General features: G+C 67.0%; 18 protein-coding genes. 4 read left to right on the forward strand and 14 right to left on the reverse strand.

Going from position 1 to position 20,959, the window contains the following annotated elements; genetic code table 11:
* Nucleotides 1–15: 15 nt before the first annotated feature.
* From QOL82_RS13955 to QOL82_RS13975, 5 genes are all read right to left on the reverse strand, one after another.
* Nucleotides 16–495 (reverse strand): GlcG/HbpS family heme-binding protein, encoded by a 480-nt coding sequence (locus QOL82_RS13955; RefSeq protein ID WP_283442891.1) that lies wholly within the window; start codon nucleotides 493–495, stop codon nucleotides 16–18.
* A 24-nt stretch (nucleotides 496–519) separates the two neighbouring features.
* A complete protein-coding gene (locus QOL82_RS13960) occupies nucleotides 520–1,974 on the reverse strand; it encodes an aldehyde dehydrogenase family protein (protein ID WP_283442892.1) in 1,455 nt (484 codons plus the stop codon).
* 90 nt (nucleotides 1,975–2,064) lie between these two features.
* Nucleotides 2,065–2,793, reverse strand: a complete 729-nt coding sequence (locus QOL82_RS13965; RefSeq protein WP_283442893.1) for an iron-containing redox enzyme family protein — start codon at nucleotides 2,791–2,793, stop codon at nucleotides 2,065–2,067.
* A 248-nt stretch (nucleotides 2,794–3,041) separates the two neighbouring features.
* Nucleotides 3,042–3,281: a hypothetical protein gene (locus QOL82_RS13970; RefSeq protein ID WP_283442894.1), complete on the reverse strand. Its 240-nt coding sequence runs from the start codon at nucleotides 3,279–3,281 to the stop codon at nucleotides 3,042–3,044.
* 125 nt (nucleotides 3,282–3,406) lie between these two features.
* A complete protein-coding gene (locus QOL82_RS13975) occupies nucleotides 3,407–4,936 on the reverse strand; it encodes a hypothetical protein (RefSeq protein ID WP_283442895.1) in 1,530 nt (509 codons plus the stop codon).
* Nucleotides 4,937–5,325: 389 nt separating this feature from the next.
* Between QOL82_RS13975 and QOL82_RS13980 the strand changes: the two genes are divergently transcribed.
* Complete coding sequence (locus tag QOL82_RS13980; RefSeq protein WP_283442896.1) at nucleotides 5,326–6,057, forward strand: GntR family transcriptional regulator; 732 nt, start codon at nucleotides 5,326–5,328, stop codon at nucleotides 6,055–6,057.
* A 14-nt stretch (nucleotides 6,058–6,071) separates the two neighbouring features.
* Nucleotides 6,072–6,995, forward strand: coding sequence for an ornithine cyclodeaminase family protein (locus QOL82_RS13985; protein WP_283442897.1), 924 nt, complete (start codon nucleotides 6,072–6,074; stop codon nucleotides 6,993–6,995).
* Nucleotides 6,996–7,057: 62 nt separating this feature from the next.
* Here the strand turns inward: QOL82_RS13985 and QOL82_RS13990 are convergent, their stop codons facing one another.
* From QOL82_RS13990 to QOL82_RS14010, 5 genes are read right to left on the reverse strand one after another with little or no spacing between them, the layout of a single operon-like run.
* Nucleotides 7,058–7,993, reverse strand: a complete 936-nt coding sequence (locus tag QOL82_RS13990) for an ATP-binding cassette domain-containing protein (protein WP_283442898.1) — start codon at nucleotides 7,991–7,993, stop codon at nucleotides 7,058–7,060.
* Nucleotides 7,986–8,978 carry an ABC transporter ATP-binding protein gene (locus tag QOL82_RS13995; protein WP_430438482.1) on the reverse strand — a complete coding sequence of 331 codons (993 nt, stop codon included), beginning with the start codon at nucleotides 8,976–8,978 and terminating at the stop codon, nucleotides 7,986–7,988. Before QOL82_RS13995 ends, QOL82_RS13990 begins: the two co-directional genes overlap by 8 nt.
* Before the next feature lie 2 nt (nucleotides 8,979–8,980).
* Nucleotides 8,981–9,877, reverse strand: coding sequence for an ABC transporter permease (locus QOL82_RS14000; RefSeq protein ID WP_283442900.1), 897 nt, complete (start codon nucleotides 9,875–9,877; stop codon nucleotides 8,981–8,983).
* Nucleotides 9,874–10,848 (reverse strand): ABC transporter permease, encoded by a 975-nt coding sequence (locus tag QOL82_RS14005; RefSeq protein ID WP_283442901.1) that lies wholly within the window; start codon nucleotides 10,846–10,848, stop codon nucleotides 9,874–9,876. The genes QOL82_RS14000 and QOL82_RS14005 overlap by 4 nt, the downstream gene beginning before the upstream one ends.
* A 3-nt stretch (nucleotides 10,849–10,851) precedes the next feature.
* Nucleotides 10,852–12,426: an ABC transporter substrate-binding protein gene (locus QOL82_RS14010; RefSeq protein ID WP_283442902.1), complete on the reverse strand. Its 1,575-nt coding sequence runs from the start codon at nucleotides 12,424–12,426 to the stop codon at nucleotides 10,852–10,854.
* A 189-nt stretch (nucleotides 12,427–12,615) separates the two neighbouring features.
* Here QOL82_RS14010 and QOL82_RS14015 point away from each other — a divergent pair, with 189 nt between their 5' ends.
* Nucleotides 12,616–13,215, forward strand: coding sequence for a hypothetical protein (locus tag QOL82_RS14015; RefSeq protein ID WP_283442903.1), 600 nt, complete (start codon nucleotides 12,616–12,618; stop codon nucleotides 13,213–13,215).
* Between the two features lie 134 nt (nucleotides 13,216–13,349).
* On the opposite strand, the gene QOL82_RS14020 is transcribed toward QOL82_RS14015, so the two are convergent.
* Nucleotides 13,350–15,377 carry a primosomal protein N' gene (locus QOL82_RS14020; protein ID WP_283442904.1) on the reverse strand — a complete coding sequence of 676 codons (2,028 nt, stop codon included), beginning with the start codon at nucleotides 15,375–15,377 and terminating at the stop codon, nucleotides 13,350–13,352.
* 782 nt (nucleotides 15,378–16,159) lie between these two features.
* Nucleotides 16,160–17,257, reverse strand: coding sequence for a uroporphyrinogen decarboxylase (hemE, locus tag QOL82_RS14025; RefSeq protein WP_283442905.1), 1,098 nt, complete (start codon nucleotides 17,255–17,257; stop codon nucleotides 16,160–16,162).
* Nucleotides 17,258–17,515: 258 nt separating this feature from the next.
* On the opposite strand from hemE, the gene glpD reads away from it, so the two are divergent.
* Entirely contained in the window at nucleotides 17,516–19,048 is a 1,533-nt protein-coding gene (glpD, locus tag QOL82_RS14030; RefSeq protein WP_283442906.1) for a glycerol-3-phosphate dehydrogenase, read from the forward strand.
* A 52-nt stretch (nucleotides 19,049–19,100) separates the two neighbouring features.
* Here glpD and QOL82_RS14035 read toward each other — a convergent pair whose 3' ends face one another.
* Nucleotides 19,101–19,925: an SGNH/GDSL hydrolase family protein gene (locus tag QOL82_RS14035; protein WP_283442907.1), complete on the reverse strand. Its 825-nt coding sequence runs from the start codon at nucleotides 19,923–19,925 to the stop codon at nucleotides 19,101–19,103.
* Between the two features lie 209 nt (nucleotides 19,926–20,134).
* Entirely contained in the window at nucleotides 20,135–20,941 is an 807-nt protein-coding gene (locus QOL82_RS14040; protein WP_283442908.1) for a PPK2 family polyphosphate kinase, read from the reverse strand.
* Between the last annotated feature and the right edge of the window lie 18 nt (nucleotides 20,942–20,959).

Below are 20,959 nucleotides of genomic sequence, written 5' to 3' on the forward strand. Positions count from 1 at the left end.
CCGGCCGGGAATGCCTTATTTCTTGATATCCGCTTCCACCAGAACGTCATAGCCTTCGCCGGCCAGCGCGTCCTTCAGCGCCTGCAGCGCGGCCACGCCGCATGCGGTGTCCTGCTCGCCGTTGCCGCCGCTCAGGCCGACGCCGCCGATGACCTCGCCATTGACCACTACCGGGAAGCCGCCGACGAAGACGGCGAACTTGCCATCGAAGCTCCACTGGATGCCGAAGGCTTCGTTGCCGGGCAGCGCCGGGCCGTTGGGCGCGGTGTTGAACAGATGCGTGGAGCGCTTGTGGCCGGCAGCGGTGAACCCCTTGTTCCACGCGATCTGCGGGCCGGTGATGCGGGCGCCGTCCATCCGATCCATGGCCAGCGGATAACCGCCGTCGTCGACCACGCAGATGGTTTCGAGCACATTGATCTGGCGCGCCTTTTCGATGGCCGCCGCGATCATCAGCCGCGCTTCGCGCAGTTCCAGCTTGATTGCCTGTTTCATGTCTGTCCTTTTTCGACCGGGCGCTCAGGCGCCGCGGTATACCGTCTTGATCTGGGTGTAGAACTCGAGGCCGGTGCGCCCGGACTCGCGGAATGTCGAGGTGCTCGACGACTTCAGCCCGCCGAACGGCGCATTGATCAGGTTGCCGGTGGTCGTGCGGTTGATCTTGACCGTGCCGGACTGGATGTCATGCGCGAAGCGGTGGCTGTAGCGCGGGTTGGCGGTGACGATCGCCGCCGACAGGCCGTACTCTGTGTCGTTGGCCTTGGCGATCGCGTCCTCGTAGCTGTCGACCTCGATGATCGCCAGCACCGGCCCGAAGATTTCCTCGCGGGCGATCCGCATCTGCTGGGTGACGTCGGTGAAGACCGCCGGCGCGACGTAATAGCCGTGCGCCAGGTCGCCGTCCCGCAGCCGCTCGCCGCCGGCCAGGTGGGTCGCTTCCTGCTTGCCGATGGCGACATAGGACAGCACGTTTTCCATCTGCTTCTCGCTCGCCAGGGGACCGATGTCGGCGCCCGCGGTGGAGCCGCTGCCGACCTTCATCGTCCTGACCTTCGCCAGCAGCTTGTCGGTGAAGGCCGACCTGACCTGCGACATCACCAGGATGCGGCTGGTGCCGGTGCAGGCCTGGCCCGACAGCGACAACCCGCCCTTGACGGCGAGGTCGACCGCGAGATCGAGGTCCGCGTCTTCCATCACGATCAATGGGTTCTTGCCGCCCAGCTCCATCTGGGTGCGAGTCGTCATCGGCACCGAGCGGTGGATGTGACGGCCGGCGCCGGTCGAGCCGGTGAAGGAAATCGCTCGCACTTCCGGCGCCTCGGTAATGGCGGCGCCGATGTCGCCGGCGCGGCCGGTGACGAGGTTGAGCACGCCTTTCGGGATGCCGGCCTGTGCCAGCGCCTCGGTCAGCCGCAGCCCGGCGAGCGGCGCTTCGCTCGACGGCTTGAAGACCACGGTATTGCCGGTGATGAGCGCCGGCGCGATCTTGCGCGCCGGGATGGAGATCGGAAAATTCCACGGCGCGATCACGGTGACCACGCCCAGCGGCTCGCGCAGGCTGTAGACCGTCATGTCCGGGTCGTCGTTCGGATAGGTCTCGCCGCCGAAGCTCTGGCCTTCGACCGCGTAGAAGCGCAGCGTCTGGGCCGAGCGCATCACCTCGTCCCGCGCCAGCGCCAGCGACTTGCCCTCTTCGCGCATCAGCTCCTCGCCGAAGCGCTGCGCATTCTGCTCGAGGTAGGCGGCCGCGCTGTTGAGCATGGCGGCGCGCCTGGAGATCGGGGTTTTCTTCCAGGCTTCAAAGGCGGCGGCGGCGGCGCGCACGGCCTGGCGCGCATCGTCCGCGCTGGAAGCCTGGAACAGGCCGACCAGGTCGCGGCTGTCGGCGGGGTTGCGGTTCTCGAAGGTGCGGCCGGTGACGCTCACGGTCCATTCGCCATCGATGTAATTGGAAAATTGCTGTGAATTGCTCATTGCATGGCCTTGTTCAAGAGATGCGGAACCGACGAACGCGCCGCCGCTGCCCGGGGCGGGCTGCGCGTCCTTCTGGCATGTCTGGCGAGCTCAGGCGGCGGCCAGGGCCGGCGCTTCGCTGCGCTGCTCGACGTAGTCGTGATAGAGCGCCGTGGTATACAGCAGGCGCATGCGGGCGCCGAGTTCGCAGATCTTCAGGCAGCGCTGCTGCAGCTCGGGCGTATTGGCATGCTCCAGCACGATCTGGTAGCCGCGCTCGCCGTGGATCTCATCGGACGAGATATGCAGGTCGAAGAATTCCACTTCCTCGTCGGTGAAGCCGTATTTCTCGCGCAGCGTCGGCGTCTGCTTGCGGTAGATGGACGGCACCTGCGATTCCAGGCCGACCACCAGGCCGGCGACGGCCACGATCGGGTCTTCGCGCATCGCCACCGCGTAGCACCAGCTCTGCAGTCCCAGCGTGGTCGGCGACATGTTGTCCGGGTCGGTCACGCGCTCCCGGGTGGTGCCGCAGGCCTCGGCGAAGCGGATCAGCAGGTCGGTGTGGCGGTCGCCGCCGATTTCCTCTTCATACATATTGGCCAGCAGGAAGTCCTTGGCCTCGGTGTAGCGCTCCGGCATGCGGGCATACAGGTAGCCGAGGTAGTCGGCGAACGGGCCGACGTAGTGGTAATGGTTTTCCGCCCAGCGCGCCAGGTGTTCCCGGCTCAGCGTGCCGTTGGCCCAGGCCAGGCTGAACGGCGACGCATTGGCGCTCCTGCCCTTGATCGCGTTCTCCAGCGCGGTGCGAAACTCATCTCTGTTCATTAATGCAGTCATGGGTATCTCCATTGAAATTGAAAGGTCGGTAAGGAAAAGCGCGCCATGCTGCATTGCGCTTCTTCCGGCGGGATGCTGCGCCCGGCCAGGGGTCCTGCAAGTCGGCTGCCTGCCAGGCTGCCACGTTTAAGTATATTGTATACCGTTTGCTTTGTTTGTCTAGCGGGGTGGACGATTTTTACATTCAGTGCCTGGCCGGATACCGTGCCAGTCGTCAGTCCCGGCCCGGCGCAATCTGCCTGGCTTACTTAGTCGGCTACCTCAATGCCGTCCTTGCGCGGGTCCGATGCGCCGCCGAAGTCGCTGCGCCCGGCCGGTTCGCCCTGCCCAGCCACCGGCGCGGCATCACCTACGTCCCGCAGCGCACGCACCACGTCGTCCGTCGTCCCTTTTACGCAGGCGAGCGTGTCGCCCGCTTCCAGTCGCCAGCGTAGAGACGCCAGCGCCGGCTCCAGCGGCTCTCCGCAGGCTGCAAGCCGGATCAGCATGCCGCGGGCGCCGACGCGGCCAGCGGGTTGCCGGTGGCGATCATGCTGCGGCGGCCGGTCGCGCTGCGGGATGGCTTGTCGGCCGCGGGCATGTGCTTGCTCCCTGTCCGCGAAGACGGCGCGGGCTACCAGAGCAGGGTCGCGGCCAGCGTCGCCACCGCGAGGCCGGTAAGCACCGGCACCATCAGCATGCGCACCGCGTCCAGCACCGGCACCCGGGCAAATCCAGCAACCGCGATCAGCGAAGACCAGGCGATCAGCGTGCCGCCGCCGGTCCAGACCGCGCCCATCTGCCCGACCGCTGCGAGGGTCGCGGGGTTGAGGCCGACCACCGGGCCGAGCGCGCCCGACAGTGCGCCGGTCAGCGGCAGGCCGGCAAAGCCGGAGCCGTCGATGCCGGTGATCATGCCGACCAGCAGCACGCCGTAGGCAACGAAGATGCGGCTGTCGGGAATGAAGTCCTTGCCGGCCTGGACCAGCTCGAACAGCAGGTTGGGCGCCTGGTTGGCGGCCACGCCCAGCACCTGGGCCACGGTCTCGCCGGCGCCCAGGAAGAAGAAGCCCGCGATGGGCAGCACCGAGCCCATCGCCTTGAACGCAAACACGAGGCCGTCGGTGATGTGGTCGGGGCACACGTTGAGCATGCGGCGCGGCCCCACCGACGCCAGCGTGACCAGCATCATCAGCAGCGCGGCGACGCCGCCCACCAGCGCCGCGGCGTCGCTGCCTTTCAGGTCGGGCAGCCCGGTCTTCATCTTCGGCAGCACCATCACCAGTACCACTGCCAGGAACGCGATCGGCGTGACCACTGCGAACACCTTGGACCAGCGGTTGCGGCGGCGGCTCTGCAGCGACATCACCTTGTCGATGTCCGACTCGGTGGCGAGCGGCGCGCGCTCGGTGCCATGCGCAATCTCGGCCTTTTCGAACGTGCCTGGCTTCTTGATGTCTTCGACGTCGCCCGTCGTCGACTGCCACTTTTCCAGGTGAAGCGCGCTGGGCGCAAGGAAGGTCCTGCGGGTCATCACGTAGCCCAGGACAAGCGCAATCACGCCGGTGATCAGCGACAGCACCAGCGCGCGGTCCGCCACCAGGGCTGCGCTGACGCCGGCGCCGGCGGCCTTGGCGCTGATGCCGGGCGCGACGCCGATCACATAGTCGGATGACAGCGCCATGCCCTGCCCCGCGATGGCGATCGCCATCGCGCCGGCCAGAGGCGGCAGGCCGGCGGCGATCGCGGCGGGCAGCAGGATCGCCGACACCAGGGGCACGGCCGGCGTCGGCCAGAAGAACAGCGAGATGACATAGGTGATGGCCGCCAGCACGAAATAGGCGACATGGCCGTTCTTCATCACCATCCGGAACGGCTCGACCATGCGCACGTCCGACTGTATGGTCTTGAGCGCGTTGAGCAGTGCGGTCATGAAGGCGATGACCAGGAAGATATTGAACAGCTCCTTGGCGGCAACCAGGCTGGCGGTGAAAATGCCGCCAAGTGCGCTAACCAGGCTGCCGGTAAGTGCGAGCACCACCAGAAAAGTGGCGATTACCGAGGGCACGACCACATTGGCCCGGAAAATCATGGTGACTACGACAGCGGCGACCCCCGCGAGGTAAAACCAGTGAGCAGCGGTAAGCGTAATGGCATTTTGCATTGCGTCATCCCAAAGAATAATTATAGAAAACTGTCTCCATCCAACTTGGTACACTGTATACCGTTTACTCGACACCAGCAATAAGCAAGTCGGGAGAAAGATGAGGCAGCACTGGACTACTTCCTCAGCAAGAACCGTTCCCATTGCTGTGCCTACCGGGCCTCACGCTATTGCCCAAGGCGCTCGTACCTGTAAATACCCGGGCTAACGGTATACAATATATTATTAGGTGCTTTAAATAGGATGGGTTTTGTCGCTCCCGAATACTGAATGGCTGCTGCCTGCCAGTGCAGGACGGAAGGAAGGACGCTTGGTGCTGGTGCACAGCTGCTCCCATCGGGTGCGGCTGGCATACAATGTTTTATATCCAATTTCCTAGTGGCGCTACCATGTCCAGTTCCGGTTTTACCTCATCCGATCGCAATGCTATACCGGCCAAGGTCGCAGACCAGCACGTTTCCCTCGGCGCCGTGATCCGCGACACCTTGCGCGCCCGCATCCTCAGCGGAGAACTGAAAACCGGCACGCGCCTGATCGAGGGACGCCTGGCCGATGAACTTGGCGCTTCGCGCATTCCCGTGCGCGAGGCGCTGCGCGAACTGGCCTCCGAAGGACTGGTGACCATCGAGCCGCGGCGCGGCGCGTCGGTCGCCTTCCTGTCGCAGGAAGTCGCCCGCGACCTGGTCGAAGTCCGCGCAACGCTGGAAGGGCTCAATGCCAAGCTGGCCGCACAGCGCCGCAACGACAGCGCAGTCGCCTCGCTGACGGCGGTGCTCAACATGGGCATCGAAGCGGCCAAGACCGACAATGCCGAATTGCTGGCCGACCTGAACAACCGGTTTCATGAACTGTTGGCGACGGTAGCCGGCAACGACGTGCTGACCGACATGGTGCGCTCGCTGCGCACCCGCACCGTGATGCTTTTCGCGAACGGCGGGCCGCAGCGCGCCCGCCAGAACTGGGAAGAACATGCGCAGATCCTGCAGGCCGTCATCGTCGGCAATGCCGAACTGGCGGCGCTGCTGGCGGCCCAGCATGTGCACAACGCCGCCAATGCGTCGCTGCGGCAGCCGCCTGCATCCCCTGCGTCCTCTCCGGCCCCCGCTATTTCCCCTACCTGAAGAAAGGAAGCCCCTTGATCCATATTACCGATGAGCAGATCGAGCGCCATGTCAGCGCCGCCGATGCCGAAAACGCCATGCGCGACGCCTTCGTCAGCTTTTCCGCCGGCGATGCCGCGATGCAGGAACGCATCCGCACCGAGGCCGGCGGCGTCAAGCTGTCGACGCTGGGCGCGGTGATTCCGGCGCAGGGCGTGACCGGCGCCAAGGTCTACACCACCATCAAGGGGCAATTCCAGTTCGTGATCCTGCTGTTCTCGACCGAAGATGGCCGCCCGCTGGCCTCGTTCGACGCCGGCGCCATCACCCGGCTGCGCACGGCGGCCTGTTCGGTGCTGGCCGCGCGCCGGATGGCCCGTCCCGACGCGTCGGTGCTGGGCCTGTTCGGCGCCGGCGTGCAGGGCGTCCAGCATGCGCAGCAGCTCGCGCTGGCCTTCCCGCTGTGCCGCATCCTGGTCTGCGATCCATATGCGCCCGACGGCCTGGCGCAGCGCCTGTCGGAACGATGCGGGGTGGATGTGACAGTCGCCGGGCCCGAACAGCTGGTGCGCGAGGCCGACATCGTGGTCACGGCCTCGCGTTCGACCGAGCCGCTGTTCGACGGCGGCTGGCTCAAGCCGGGCGCCTTCATCGCCGCGGTCGGCTCCAGCCTGCCGCATGCGCGCGAGCTGGACGACACGGCGCTGGCGCGGGCGTCGGCGCTGGTGGTGGAATGGCGCGCGCAGTCCATGCGGGAAGCTGGCGACCTGGTCCGTGCGGGCGAAGGCGTGCTGGACGCAGGTCGCATCCTCGAGCTGGGCGATGTGCTGGCCGGGAAGGTCGCCGCGCGCCGCAGCGCCGACGACATCGTGATCTACAAGGCGGTCGGCGTGGGGCTGCAGGACGTGGCGCTGGCCGGGTTGGCCTACCAGCGCGTCACGGCGGAAGCCTCGCGCTAGGGGCGAGGCGGCGAGGCGGCGCAAGCCTGTCGCAGGCGCGGGCATGGCGATGCCCGCTTCTGCTACGCGCAGAAGTGCCCCGGCTCCACTTCCACCAGCACCGGCGCCGCGTCGTCCAGCACGTCCGGCGGCACCGCCGGCACATAGGTAATCTTCCGCGCTTCCATCCGCGGCGCGGCCGCCAGCAGCGCCCGCGTGTACGCATGGCGCGGCGCGCCGAAGACGGCTTCCGTCGGCCCCAGTTCGACCACCCTTCCCCGCACCATGATCGCCACCCGGTCGGCCACGTGCCGCACCACGGTCAGGTCATGGCTGATGAAGATCGACGTCAGCTGCAGTTCCTCGCGCAGCCGCATGAACAGGTTCAGCACCTGCGCCTGGATCGACACGTCCAGCGCCGCCACCGCCTCGTCGCAGACCAGGAACTCCGGCTTCACCGCCAGCGCCCGCGCGATTCCGATGCGCGCGCGCTGGCCGCCGGAAAACTGGTGCGGAAAGCGCTGCATCAGCGCCGGCTCCAGGCCCACCTGCCGCATCAGGCCCGCCACGTAGTCGCGCTGGCCGCGGGAGTCGACCATGCCATGCGCGAGCGGCGCTTCGCCGATGATGTCCTGCACCCGCATGCGCGGATTGAGCGACGCGTACGGGTCCTGGAAAATCATTTGGATCGCCAGCCGCATGCGCCGCCGCTCCTGCGCATCCATCGCGTCCATGTCGCGCCCCTTCCACCAGCGCGACCCCGACGACGGCGCATGCAGGCTGGCGGCCATGCGCCCCAGCGTCGACTTGCCGGAACCGGACTCGCCCACCAGGCCCAGGACTTCGCCCGGCGCCACCGCCAGCGACACATGGTCGACCGCGGCCGGGGCCGGCGCCCGCGGCGGCGCGCCGAACAGGCGGACGATGCGCTCGGCAAGGTCGGGCGGCCGGTCGAAGCGCTTGGAGACGTCGCGCAACTCCAGCAATGGCGCGGCGCCGCGTTCAAATGCATCAGCCATCGTCGCGCTCCTGCTCGTCGAGATGCGGGTGGAAACAGCGCCAGGCATGGCCGTCGGCGTCAACGTCCAGCGGCGGCGGATTCGCGCATACGTCGCTTGCGCGCGGGCAGCGGTCGCGGAAGCGGCAGCCCGACGGCAGGTCCAGCGGCGACGGCGCCATGCCGTTGATCTGCGCCAGCGGCTGGCCGCGCGGGTTGCGCGACGGCGCCGAGGCAATCAGCGCCCTGGTGTACGGGTGGCGCGGCGCATCCAGCACCTGCTGCACGCTGCCCTGCTCGACCAGCTGGCCGGCATACATCACCGCCACCGTGTCGGCCAGGCCGGCCACCACGGCCAGGTCGTGCGTGATCCAGACCAGCGCGCTGCCGGACTCGCGGCACAGCGTCTGCATCTCGTACAGGATCTGGTTCTGCGTGGTGACGTCGAGCGCGGTGGTCGGCTCGTCGCAGATGATCAGGTCGGGCTTGTTGAGCAGCGCGATCGCGATCGCCACGCGCTGCCGCATGCCGCCGGAGAACTGGTGCGGATAGGCTTCCAGCCGTTCGTCGGGCGCCGCGATGCCGACCCGCGCCAGCGCGTCGCGCGCCATCTCGCGCGCGGCGCGCATGCCGACGTCATGGTGCGCGAGCACCGCCTCGGTCATCTGCGTGACGATCTTCAGCACCGGGTTGAGCGTCATCATCGGGTCCTGGAAGATCATCGCGATGCGGTCGCCGCGGATCCGGCGCATCGCTTCCGCGTCCAGCCCCAGCAGCTCCTGGCCGTTCAGCCGCAGGTTGCCGCCGACGATGCGGCCCGGCGCATCGATCAGGCCCATGATCGAATAGCCCGTCATCGACTTGCCCGAACCGGACTCGCCGACCAGGCCCATGATCTGGCCGCGCCCGACCGAGAACGAGACATCGTCGACCGCCGTGACCACGCCGGCCGCGGTCCTGAATTCGGTGCGCAGGTTGACGACTTCCAGCACCGGTCTGGCATCCATCGTCATACCCCCTGCAGCCGTGGGTTGAGCACGTCGCGCAGCTGGTCGGCGACCAGGTTGATGGCGGCCACGGTCAGCAGCAGCGCCAGGCCCGGGTAGAAACTGATCCAGTAAGTGCCCGACAGCAGGTACTGGAAGCCGTTCGAGATCAGCAGGCCCAGCGACGGCTCGGTCACCGGCAGGCCCAGGCCCAGGAAGGACAGCGTGGCTTCCAGCGAAATGGCCGACGCCACCTGCAGCGCGGCGATCACGATCAGCGGCGGCATGCAGTTGGGCAGCAGGTGGCGCAGCACGATGCGCGCCGGCGACAGGCCCAGCCCGGCGGCGGCTTCCATGTACTCCTTGCCGCGCTCGACCAGCGCGGCGCTGCGCGCGGTGCGCGCGTAGTACGCCCACTGCACCGCGATCAGCGCGACGATGATCTTGCCCACGCCCGGCCCGGACACCGCCAGCAGAACCAGCGCGATCAGGATGGGCGGGAACGACAGCTGGATGTCGGCCACGCGCATGATCAGGCTTTCGATGCGGCCGCCCGCATAGCCGGCGATCAGCCCCAGCGCCATGCCCAGCACCAGCGCCGCGGCGGTGCTGGCGAAGCCGACCGCGATCGAGATGCGCAGGCCGTAGAGGATGGCCGAGAGCATGTCGCGGCCCTGCTCGTCGGTGCCCATCAGGTAGGTCATGCGGCCGTCGCCGGACACATGGCCCGGCGCCAGCCGCGAGTCCATGATGTCGAGCTTCATCAGGTCGTATGGATCCTGCGGCGCGATCAGCGGGGCGCACAGCGCCGCCAGCATCAGCAGCAACAGCAGCGCGGTGGCGGCGGCGGCGATGCGGCTGGAAAAATAGGCGCGCAGGAAGCGGGTCAGCGGCGTGTCGTGGCGGCGGGCCGTCCTCATTTGGCCTCCGCCAGCCGCACCCGCGGGTCGAGGAATGAATACAGCAGGTCGACCACCAGGTTGATGACGATGAAGAGCGTGACGATCAGCATCAGGTAGGCCACGATGACCGGCCGGTCCAGCACGCGGATCGAGTCGATGATCAGCTTGCCCATGCCGGGCCAGGCGAACACGGTCTCGGTGACGATGGCGAACGCGATCAGCGAGCCGAACTGCAGCGCCACCACCGTGACGATGGGGATCAGGATGTTCTTCAGCACATGCACGCCGATGATGCGGCTGTTCTTCAGGCCCTTGGCGCGGGCGAAGCGCACATAGTCCTGCTGCAGCGCTTCCTGCGCGCCGGCGCGGGTCAGCCGGATCACCAGCGCGATGTTGAACAGCGCCAGGTTCAGCGCCGGCAGCAGCAGGTGGCGCAGGCCGTCGACGGTCAGGAAGCTCAGCGGCACGCCCAGCACGCTGACGGTCTCGCCGCGCCCGCTGGCCGGCAGCCAGCCGAGCTTGACCGCGAACACCATGATGAGCATCAGCCCGACCCAGAAGGTCGGCAGCGAGAAGCCGAGGATGGAGACGGTCATGATGGTCTTGCCGACCAGGCCATGCGGCCGCAGGCCGGCCACGAGGCCCAGCGGTATGCCGACCAGCACCGACAGCAGCATGGCCGACGCCGCCAGCTCCATCGTCGCCGGGAAACGCTCCAGGATCAGGCCCAGCGCCGGCGTCGCGAATGCGAACGAGCGGCCGAGGTTGCCGGCCGCGGCATTCTGCAGGAACAGCAGGTATTGCCGCCACAGCGGCTGGTCGAGGCCGAAGGCGGCGATGATCTTCGCGCGCTCGGCCTGGTTGGCGTCGGGGCTGATCAATATGTCGACCGGGTTGCCGATCGCATAGACGCCTAGGAAGACCAGCAGCGACATGACCAGCAGCACCAGCACGCTTTGCAGCACCCGCCGCGTCAGGAAGGTCAGCATGGCTTACTGCGGCCTGACCTGGTGGGCGAAGGTGAATTCGTCGACCCGCCCCGGATACGCCAGCCCGCGCCGCATCGCCCAGCTCGCTACCTGGTGATGCAGCGGGATCACCGCGACTTCCTTCAGCGCGATGGCGGCGGCGTCGCGGGCGTAGGCCTCGCGCTTTCCGGCGTCGACCGAGGACAGCGCCGACTTCACCAGTTCGTCGACCTTCGGGTTGCTGTAGCGGCCCCAGTTCCAGGTGCCCCAGCCGGTGCTGGCGTTGGGCGTGCCGACCAGCGTGCGCAGGCCGAAGTCGGCGGCCAGCGTGCCCCATCCGAGCAGCGCCATGCTGAACTCGCCGGTGCGCGCCTTGGTGAAATAGACCGACAGCGGCAGCGTCTGCACCTTGGTCACGATGCCGATGCGGCTGAAGAACTGGGCCACCGTCTGCACGATGCGCTCGTCGTTGATGTAGCGGTTGTTCGGCCCGTGCAGCGTCAGGCCGAAGCCGTCCGGGTAGCCGGCCTCGGCCAGCAGCTTCTTCGCGCCTTCCGGGTCGTAGGCTTCCACTTGCAGCGCATCGTTGTACCCGAAGATGCCGGGCGCGACGATGTTCGACGCCGGCAGCGCCAGGCCTTCCATCGTGCGCGCGGTCAGCGCCTTGCGGTCGATCGCCTTCGACATCGCCAGGCGCACCCGGGCGTCGGCCAGCGGGTTCTTGTCCAGCGGCTTGCCGGCGCGGTCGGTGACGAACGGCGAGCGGCGCGCCTGCTGGTCGACATGCCAGAAGATGGTGCGCCAGGACGTCCTCTGCTCCAGCGTGAACTTGGGATTGGCCTTGAGCTTGGCGAGGTCGGCGGTGGGCACGGTCTCGATCAGGTCGACGTCGCCGGCCAGCAGCGCCGCCAGCCGCGGCGCGCTGGCGGTGATGATGCGCATGCTCACCTTGTCCCAGGCCGGCTTGTCGCCCCAGTACTGGTCGTTGCGGGTCATGTCCACGCGGTCGCCGCGAGCGAAGGCGGCGAACTTGAACGGCCCGGTGCCGACCAAAGCGCGGCCGCTGTTGAAGTCCTCGGTGGTGGCGTTCTGCGCCGCCTTCTTCGAGACGATGAAGATCGAGCTCATGTCCAGCGGCAGTGGCCCGTAGGGGCTGGCGGTCTTGAGCTGCACCGTGTACGGGTCGACCGCCTTCTTCGCCACGATCTGCCGGGTGTAGCTGGTGAACGGGCCGGGGCTGGCGGTGAGGGTCGCCGGCCGGTCCAGCGAGAACAGCACGTCGTCGGCCGTCATTTCGCTGCCGTCGTGAAATTTGACGCCGCGCCGCAGCTTGAATTCCCAGGTGGTGTCGTCGACGGCGCGCCAGGAAGTCGCCAGGCCCGGGACCAGCTTGCCGCCGGCGTCGACCAGCACCAGTGTGTCGAACAGGTGGCTGGCCAGGCTGATGTTGGGCGCGATGTTCAGGTAGTGCGGGTCGAGCGAGGACACGTCCGCCGCCAGGCCCACCTTCAGCTCGGCCGCCGTGCTGGCCGGCGCGGCCATGGCCAGCAGGCTTGCCGCGATCAAGGCGATACCGATTCTGCGTGCTGTCCTGCGCATGAAGCTCCCTGGAGTTGTGTTGCGTGATGTCGAACGATGCTGCGATGCATTGTGCTGCGGCGCCGAGGCCGTAATGATATACGGCGCACGGGATTCGGGTTTGCGCATACTTTGATGCAGAACTAATGTGGCGCAGCGCGTTCTTACTTGACTGAGTGACATCATTTCACAGCCTAAGGAGAGGCCACCATGACAAAAATTATTGCAGGCAGGTTCGAATTGCAGGATCAGGCGGATGCGGCGGCTGCTGCGCTGGCGCGCGCCGGTTTCGCCAGCGACCAGATCAGTATTTTCTACAACAGCTCGGCCGGCCAGCATGACCAGACCGCGATCGGCGGCGACCGCGACCAGTCGCCCGGCGCCGAGAACACCGGCCTGGGCAACGCCGCCGGCATCGCCACCGGCGGCGCCATCGGCGCTGCGGTCGGCGCGGTGACTGCGCCGCTGACCGGCCCGATCGGCGCGGTGACCGGCGCCTTTGTCGGCGGCCATATCGGCCAGCTGGTGGGCGCGATGAATGCGACCAAGGACGACGGCGGCGGCGCCGACGAAAACCGGATCCCGGTGCGCCAGGCCGGCATGATGGTGGCCGTGGCGGTCGGCGAAGGCATGCAGGACAAGGCGCTCGACGCGCTGCGTTCGGTCGGCGCGGCCGACCTGGAAGTAGGCGAAGGCAATATCGTCGCCGGCGACTGGGCGGATTTCGACCCGGTCAGCCCGCCGCATTTCGTCGACCAGCAGTCCCGCACGCCCGACCGTCCGCACGCGGAAGGCCCGGGACCGGTCTAACGCCGGATCAGGCCAGGCTGGCAGGGTGCTTCCCGCCGGCCTGCGTTTGCAGGCGTTGGTGCGGCGGCGAGGCGTGCCGCACCAACGCTGACATCCCTGCCGCTCCCACGACCGCCCGCACCTCCGTCATACCGTCAGATATCCACAGGGTCCACTTCCAGCGACCACCGCACCCGCGACTTCATTTCCCGCAGCACGCCCATCCATACCTTCAGAAACGCCTGCAGCGCCGGCCGCGACGCCGACTCCAGCAGCAGCTGCGCCCGGTCGACATTGGCCACGCGCGTCATGGTCATCGGTATCGGGTCGTTGATCACGATGCCCGGATGCTCGACGCTTTCCGCTGCCTGCTGCAGGAATTCGATCGCGATCGACAGTTCCTTCGCCTCGGCCCGCAGCAGCGCCTGGTAAAGGAAAGGCGGCAGGCCGGCCATCTGCCGCTCCTCCAGCAGGCCGTTGGCGAAACGGTCATAGTCGTGCGCCATCAGCGCGCCGTATAGCGGATGCTGCGGATAGCGGGTCTGGATCAGCACCTCGCTGGCGCTGCCGCCCTCCTTCTGCGCCGCCCGCCCGGCCCGCCCCGACACCTGCATCAGCTGCGCGAACAGCCGTTCGCTGGCCCGGTAGTCATGCGAGAACAGCGCCGTGTCCGGGTTCAGGATGCCCACCAGCGTCAGGTTCTTGAAGTCATGCCCCTTGGCGACCATCTGGGTGCCGACCAGGATATCGACCTCGCCGTTGTGCACGCTGTCGAACGCGGCCTGGGCGCTGCCCTTCCTGCGGGTCGAATCGGCGTCGATGCGCAGGATGCGCGCCTGCGGGAACACCAGCTGCAGCCCCTCCTCGACCCGCTGCGTGCCGCGGCCCAGCGGCTGCAGGTCGACATTGCCGCAGGTCGGGCAGGAACGCGGTATGCGCAGCTCCAGGCTGCAATGGTGGCAGCGCAGCCGGTGCTCCGGCCGGTGCAGCACCATGAAGGCGGTGCAGCGGGTGCAGTTGCTGACCCAGCCGCAGGCGTCGCAGCCCAGCACCGGCGCATAGCCGCGCCGGTTCAGGAACAGCAGCGACTGCTCGCCGCGCTCGAGGCGCCGCTTCAGCGCCGAGATCAGCGTCGAGGTCAGGCCTTCGACCGGCTTGTCCCGCTCCATGTCGATCAGGCGCACCGCCGGCAGCACCGCGTCCTGCACCGCGCGCTCGCGCAGTTCGAGCTTGCGGTAGCGGCCGGACTGCGCATGGTGCCAGCTCTCCAGCGACGGCGTGGCCGAGCCCAGCAGCACCGGTATGCCGAGCTGGCGGGCGCGCCACACCGCGAGGTCGCGCGCCGAATAGCGCAGGCCTTCCTGCTGCTTGTACGACGGGTCGTGCTCTTCGTCGATGATGATGAGCCGCAGCCGGGGCAGCGAGGCCAGCACCGCCAGCCGCGTGCCGAGCACGATGCGGGCATGGCCCAGGTGGGCGGCGAGCCAGTGGAACATCCGCTCGCCTTCGGCCAGACCGCTATGCAGCGTGGCCACCATCAGCCCCGGGAAGCGCGCGCGAATATTGTTTTCCAGCTGCGGCGTCAGGTTGATTTCCGGGATCATGATCAGCACCTGCGCCTCCGGCTCGCGCGCGAGGATTTGCGACGCCGCCTGCAGGTAGACCTCGGTCTTGCCGCTGCCCGTCACGCCGTACAGCAGCATCGGCGCGAAGCCGTGCGCGTCGGCCACCGCGTCCGCCGCCTGCTGCTGCGCCGGGTTGAGCAGCGGCATGCCGGCCGGCGTCGCATCGGGCGCCGGCCTGTCCTGCCCGATCTTCTTGAGCGCCCGGTTCAGCGACACCGGGTTTTCCGCGCGCAGGTTCTTGGGCACGCCCGGCACCGCCACCTCGCCCAGCGGACGCTGGTAGTAGTCGGCCGCGAACCGGCACAGCGCGATCCACTGCGGCGTCAGCGGCGCAAGCTGGGTACGCACCGCCAGCGCGTTCTTGAGCTTTTCCGGCGCCAGGTCGCTGCTGTCGGCAATGTCCACGATCAGCCCGGTGGTTTCCCGCCGTCCGAAAGGCACGACCGCAAACTGCCCGACCTGCGGCTCCGGCGCACCGTCTTCCACCAGCCAGCCATAGTCGAACAGGAAGTCAAGAGGGGTATCGAGCGCGACTTTGAGTATCCTGAATTGAGCCACCTGAGACGAATCCTGAAAATATGAGCTAACCCACGGTTTACTAAGCGGTTTTTCAGCTATCCACACAGCCTGTGGATAACTTTGTGAACAAACCCCTCTTGACATCAGAAAAGCGAGGTTTCATGCGGGTTTCCGGCGCATGCCCAAACCTGGTGAGAAAAAAGAGTCTATAAAAATCAACGACTTATATTTTGCAAAAATGAGACAAAAAATATTTTGTTTTTGCTGCGCACCATTCCAATTTTGTGAATAAGTAAGGATGCCGGGCATTATTTTTTATGCCCCCGCAGGCTTATTCACAATACCTTCGGGGAAACCTTGCCGCTTCTCTGTCGCTGCACGCACCGTTTAACAAAATTTCTGCGACTACATAAAGCTTGGCGGTAAGACAATCATTCCACCCAAAAACATCGCAAAAGAAAATGTCATACAAAACGGCAATTATTTTCTCGTTGGCAAAAAGAAATCTACTTGCACCTTAAGAAGCGCTTCTAAGCCCCGGTTTACAAAAGAGATTCAAAACTGCAAAAGCTGTGGATAACTTTGTGCACAAATGTGCGTAAGTTTTCAAGGCAGGCATGTCCGAATTCGTCAACCCTGTTTATTCGAACAGGATTCCGATTAAAAAAGCCTTATATTTCAATGACTTGAATTAATTTTCCACAGCCGGCGCCGGCTTGCATATGCAGGTTAATTGTCAAGCGTTCCCGCATAATTTTGTGCATAAGTAGGCAATCGATGCCGTGGCAGCCTTATTTAACAATCGCCTTTTTACCCTGCCGTCAAGCCTGTCCGGGCTGCGTGCGCTGGGCCCGGCTGATCCGGTGGACGGCTTCCACCATCGCGTCCACCGACTCGGGCGGCGTGAACTGCGAAATGCCGTGGCCGAGGTTAAAAACGTGCCCGTGCCCGGCGCTTGGCGGCCCGTAGGACGCCAGCAGCCTGCCGACCTCGCTCTCGATGCGCGCCGGATTGGCGAACAGCACCGAGGGGTCCAGGTTGCCCTGCAGCGCGACCCTGTCGCCGACCCGCGCGCGGGCGGAGCCGAGGTTCACGGTCCAGTCCAGTCCGACCGCGTCAGCGCCGATGTCGGCGATCTGTTCCAGCCACAGCCCACCGCCCTTGGTGAAGACGATGCTCGGTATGCGCACGCCGTCCTTTTCGGTCTGCAGCTGGCCCATCACCTCGCGCATGTAGGCGAGCGAGAATTCCTGGTAGACGCCGTCGGCCAGCGCGCCGCCCCAGGTGTCGAAGATCATCACGGCCTGCGCGCCGGCGTCGATCTGCGCATTCAGGTAGGCGGCCACGGCAGCCGCATTGGTGCGCAGGATGTGGTGCATCAGGTCGGGCCGGTCGTACAGCATGGTCTTGACGCGGCGGAAGTCGTCCGAGCCGCCGCCTTCGACCATATAGCAAGCCAATGTCCAGGGACTGCCCGAGAAACCGATCAGCGGCACCCTGCCCTGCAGCTCGGTGCGGATCTGGGTCACGGCGTCGAACACATAGCGCAGGCTGTCGAGGTCGGGCGCGCGCAATGCCTGCACCGCCGCCTCGTCGCGCAGCGGACGCTCGAACTTCGGCCCTTCGCCGTCGGCGAAATACAGGCCCAGGCCCATCGCGTCCGGCACCGTCAGGATGTCGGAAAACAGGATGGCCGCGTCCAGCGGATAGCGCGCCAGCGGCTGCAGCGTGACTTCGGTCGCATAGTCGGGATTCTTCGCCAGCCCCAGGAAGGACCCGGCGCGGGCGCGGGTGGCGCGGTATTCGGGCAGGTAGCGGCCGGCCTGGCGCATCAGCCACAGCGGCGTGTAGTCGGTCGGCTGGCGCAGCAGCGCGCGCAGGAAAGTGTCGTTCTTGAGTGCGGCGAAGGAAGTGGACATCGGCCTGGAGGGGAATTTCGGGAAGCGGCTATTATCGCCGAAACCCCGGCCGCACATGCTTTTTCCGGTCCTGCACCGGCGTTCGGGCAAACCGGGCGGCGCGATTATCGAGCCTGCCGTACCGGTCGCACCTGCGGCATCCGCCGCATCCGCCGCCCGGTCATCCATCGTGCGGCACATCATGCCCGGCGCGAAGATCACGCTTCATAGTATCGGTGAATGCGGCCGGCATTCCCGGCGCGGAGGTGAAAGGACGCGGTGAACCCGACAATCAATTGCGATGTGCTGGTGGTCGGCGGCGGCATCCATGGCTGCGCCATTGCCAGGGACGCGGCCGGACGCGGCCTTTCGGTGGTGCTTTGCGAGCGCAGCGACCTGGCCGCGCAAGTGTCGCCCATCTCGACCGGGCTGATACACGGCGTGCTGCGCTACCTGGAAGGCCGCGACTTCAGCGCCGTGCGCCGCGCGCTGTCCGAGCGCAATACGCTGATGCGCTCGGCGCCCCACCTGTTTTCGCCGCTGCGCCTTGCGATGCCGCACGACAGGGGCCAGCCTCCCGCATGGGCGATCCGGGCCGGCCTGATGCTGTGCGACCGCCTCGCCGCCCATCCGCTGCTGCCGGCGTCGCGCCATGCCAACCTGCTGCAGCATGTGGCCGGCGGTCCGCTGCTGCTGGATTTCCGCGAAGGCGCGCTGTTTTCCGATGCCCGCGTCGACGAGTCCCGGCTGGTGGCGCTCAACGCGGCGGCCGCCGCCGAAGCCGGGGCCACGGTGCTGACCCGGACGGTCTGCGACAGCGCGCAGCGCCTGCAGGGCCGCTGGCGGGCGACGCTGTGCAATGTCGCCGGCGCCTGCCTGCCGGTATCCGCCCGCGCGCTGGTCAACGCGACCGGCGCCGGGGCCGCGCGTTTCCTGCACCAGGCCACCGGCGCCGTCCAGCCGTGCCGGCTGGTCAAGGGCGTCGAGCTGCTGTTGCGCAGGAAGTTCGGCCATGGCTACGGCTACCGCTTCCAACACCCGGACGGGCAAACGGTGTTCGTGCTGCCCTTCGAGCAGGATTACACGCTGGTCGGCGCCGCCGGCGGCGCTTATGACGGCGACCCGGCCAGCGTGGCCATCAGCGACGAAGAGATCGCCGCGCTGTGCGGCCTGGTCAACCGCTACTTCACCGCGCCGACCACGCTGTCCGACGTGGTGCTGGCCTCGTCCAGCGCCTTCATGCTGCCGGACGCCGATGCCGCCCAACCGGCGTCGCCCTGCAAATACCAGCTCAGGCTAGACCTGGACGGCGCGCCGGTGCTGTCGGTGCTGGGCGGCGGGCTCAGCACCTTCCGGCTGCTGGCCGAGGAAGCGATGGACCGCCTGGCCCCGCGGCTGGGCCGCTTCCGGGGCGCATGGACCGCCGGCGCCATGCTGCCCGGCGGCGACCTGGTCGACACCGCCCACCCATTGCGGCGCCTGCTGAGCCTCGACGACTACGTGCGCCGGCAGAAGCAGGTCTACGGATGGGCGCCTCCGAAGCTGATCGAACGCTATGTCCGCGCTTATGGCAGCCGGGTGCACAAGCTGCTCGAACGCTGCGCCGGCATGCAGGATCTCGGCGAGCAGGTGCTGCCGGGCCTGTATGAAAACGAGGTGCGATACCTGGTGCGGCACGAGTGGGCGACGACCGCCGAGGATATCCTGTGGCGCCGCTCGAAGCTCGGCCTGCGCCTGCCGCCCGAGGCGGCCGGCACGCTCGATGCGTGGCTGGCCTCGGCCACCGAGCAGGCCGAGTCTCCGCAGCGCTGAAAACCGGATGGAGCCACCTTGCGGGCGCATCACCCTCGTTCGACGAAGCGCATCAAACGCTACGGTTTATGCCGCCGCCCTGGACAGGAGGCCAATTCTTTTCCGCGGCCAGCGCCAGTTGGGTCGCCCACACGGCGCAGCCGGCGGCCGACGGATGATAGTTATCGCTTGCCATCAGTCCGGTCGCCGAGATGTCCAGCCGCATCGGCACATGCACCACGCCCGGCGTTGCCGCGGCCAGGCTGGCAGCGGCCCGGTCCAGCGCGGCCGCCTTCAGGCCCAGCACCCAGCGCAGCGGCTGCGGCAGCGACGGAAAATGTCCCATCGGCGGGACGCCGGACAGCAGCGTGAGGCGCGGCCGGCATCGTTCCTGCAGCGTCGCCAGCAGCAGCGCCAGGTCTGCCTGCCAGCGGCCGGACGAGCGAAACGACGTGCTGTCGTTGACGCCGAAAGCCACCAGCAGCAGGTCGACCTGCCCGGCCGGCACCAGCGGCAGCAGCTGCGACTGCGCGTCGGCGACGGTCACGCCGTTGCGCCCACATGCCTGCCAGCGGACCGGCTGTTGCCGCTGTGCCGAGATGGCCGCCGCCAGCAACGCGGTGATCGCCTGTTCATGCGTGTCGACGCCGACGCCGGCGACAGGCGACTCGCCCACCGCCAGCAGCCGCAATCCGTCGCCCGCATGCCGCCGTTCCGGGCCGCACAGGCCGCGGTCCGGCCCGGCCGCTTCCGGCAGCCGGGGCGTGATGCGGCGCACCCGCCGCCCCTGCGCAGCCAGCAGCGGCAGCAGCGGCAGGGCCGCCAGTTCCGGCAGCCAGCGGCGCACGGTCAGCCAGCCGCCGCGCCATCGCTGGCCGGCGGACGAGTGGCCCGGCAACCGACTGGCAGTGCGGGAGGCTTGGATGGATGCGTTCGTTTCATCGTGCGCACGATCAGGTTGATGGGGCGGCGTCGCGGCTACGGCTGCATTCGCGCGGACGTCGCCGGCATGTTGCCACGCCGTCCCGGCCTCGCGGCCATGCGGGCCGCCAGCCTCGCGGGAATCGATGCCACCGCGCTGCCGTTCCCGGCTGCCTCCCAGGCAGCCTATTCCACCTTGAGCGCCGCGTATTCCGGATGCGGCGTCGGATAGGACAGCTTCATGCCTTCCAGCACTTCCTTCAGGATGGATGCGACGACCAGGTTGCGGTGGGTCTTCGAGTCCGCCGGCACCACGTACCACGGCGACCGGTCGGTATCCGTCTCGGTCAGCAGCTCGGTATAGGCGCTCTGGTATTCGCTCCACAGCTTGCGTTCCTCCAGGTCCTGCGGGTCGAATTTCCAGTGCTTCTGCGGGTCGTCCAGCCGCGCCTGCAGCCGCAGTTTCTGTTCATCCTTCGACAGATGCAGGAAGAACTTGACGACCACGGTGCCGGTCTCCGACAGCATCCGCTCGAAGTCGCGGATGTGGGCATACCGCCGCTTGCATTCCTTGTCGTCGATCCAGCCATGCACCTTCGGCACCAGCACATCCTCGTAATGGCTGCGGTTGAAGATCACGATCTCGCCCTGCCCCGGCGCCGCCATGTGGATGCGCCACAGGAAGTCATGTTCCTTTTCCACGGTGCTGGGCGCCTTGAAGGCGACCGTGCGCAGCCCCAGCGGGTCGGTGGCGTCGAACACGCCGCGTATCGTGCCGTCCTTGCCCGAGCTGTCCATGCCCTGCAGGATCACCAGCAGCTTGCGCTGGTGTTCGGCATAGAAAATGTCCTGCAGCGCGGCGATTTCGCCGGCCAGTATCTCGACCGCCCGCTTGTCCACCGCCTTGTCGCCGGAAGACAGCGGCTTGGCGCCCGCGTCCTCGTCCCTGACCTTGAATTTTTTGGACAGGCGAAACTGCTCGCTGATTTTCATGATGTTCCTGTTGTTGTT

This window comes from Noviherbaspirillum suwonense, assembly GCF_900182955.1.
GTDB lineage: Bacteria > Pseudomonadota > Gammaproteobacteria > Burkholderiales > Burkholderiaceae_D > Noviherbaspirillum_A > Noviherbaspirillum_A suwonense.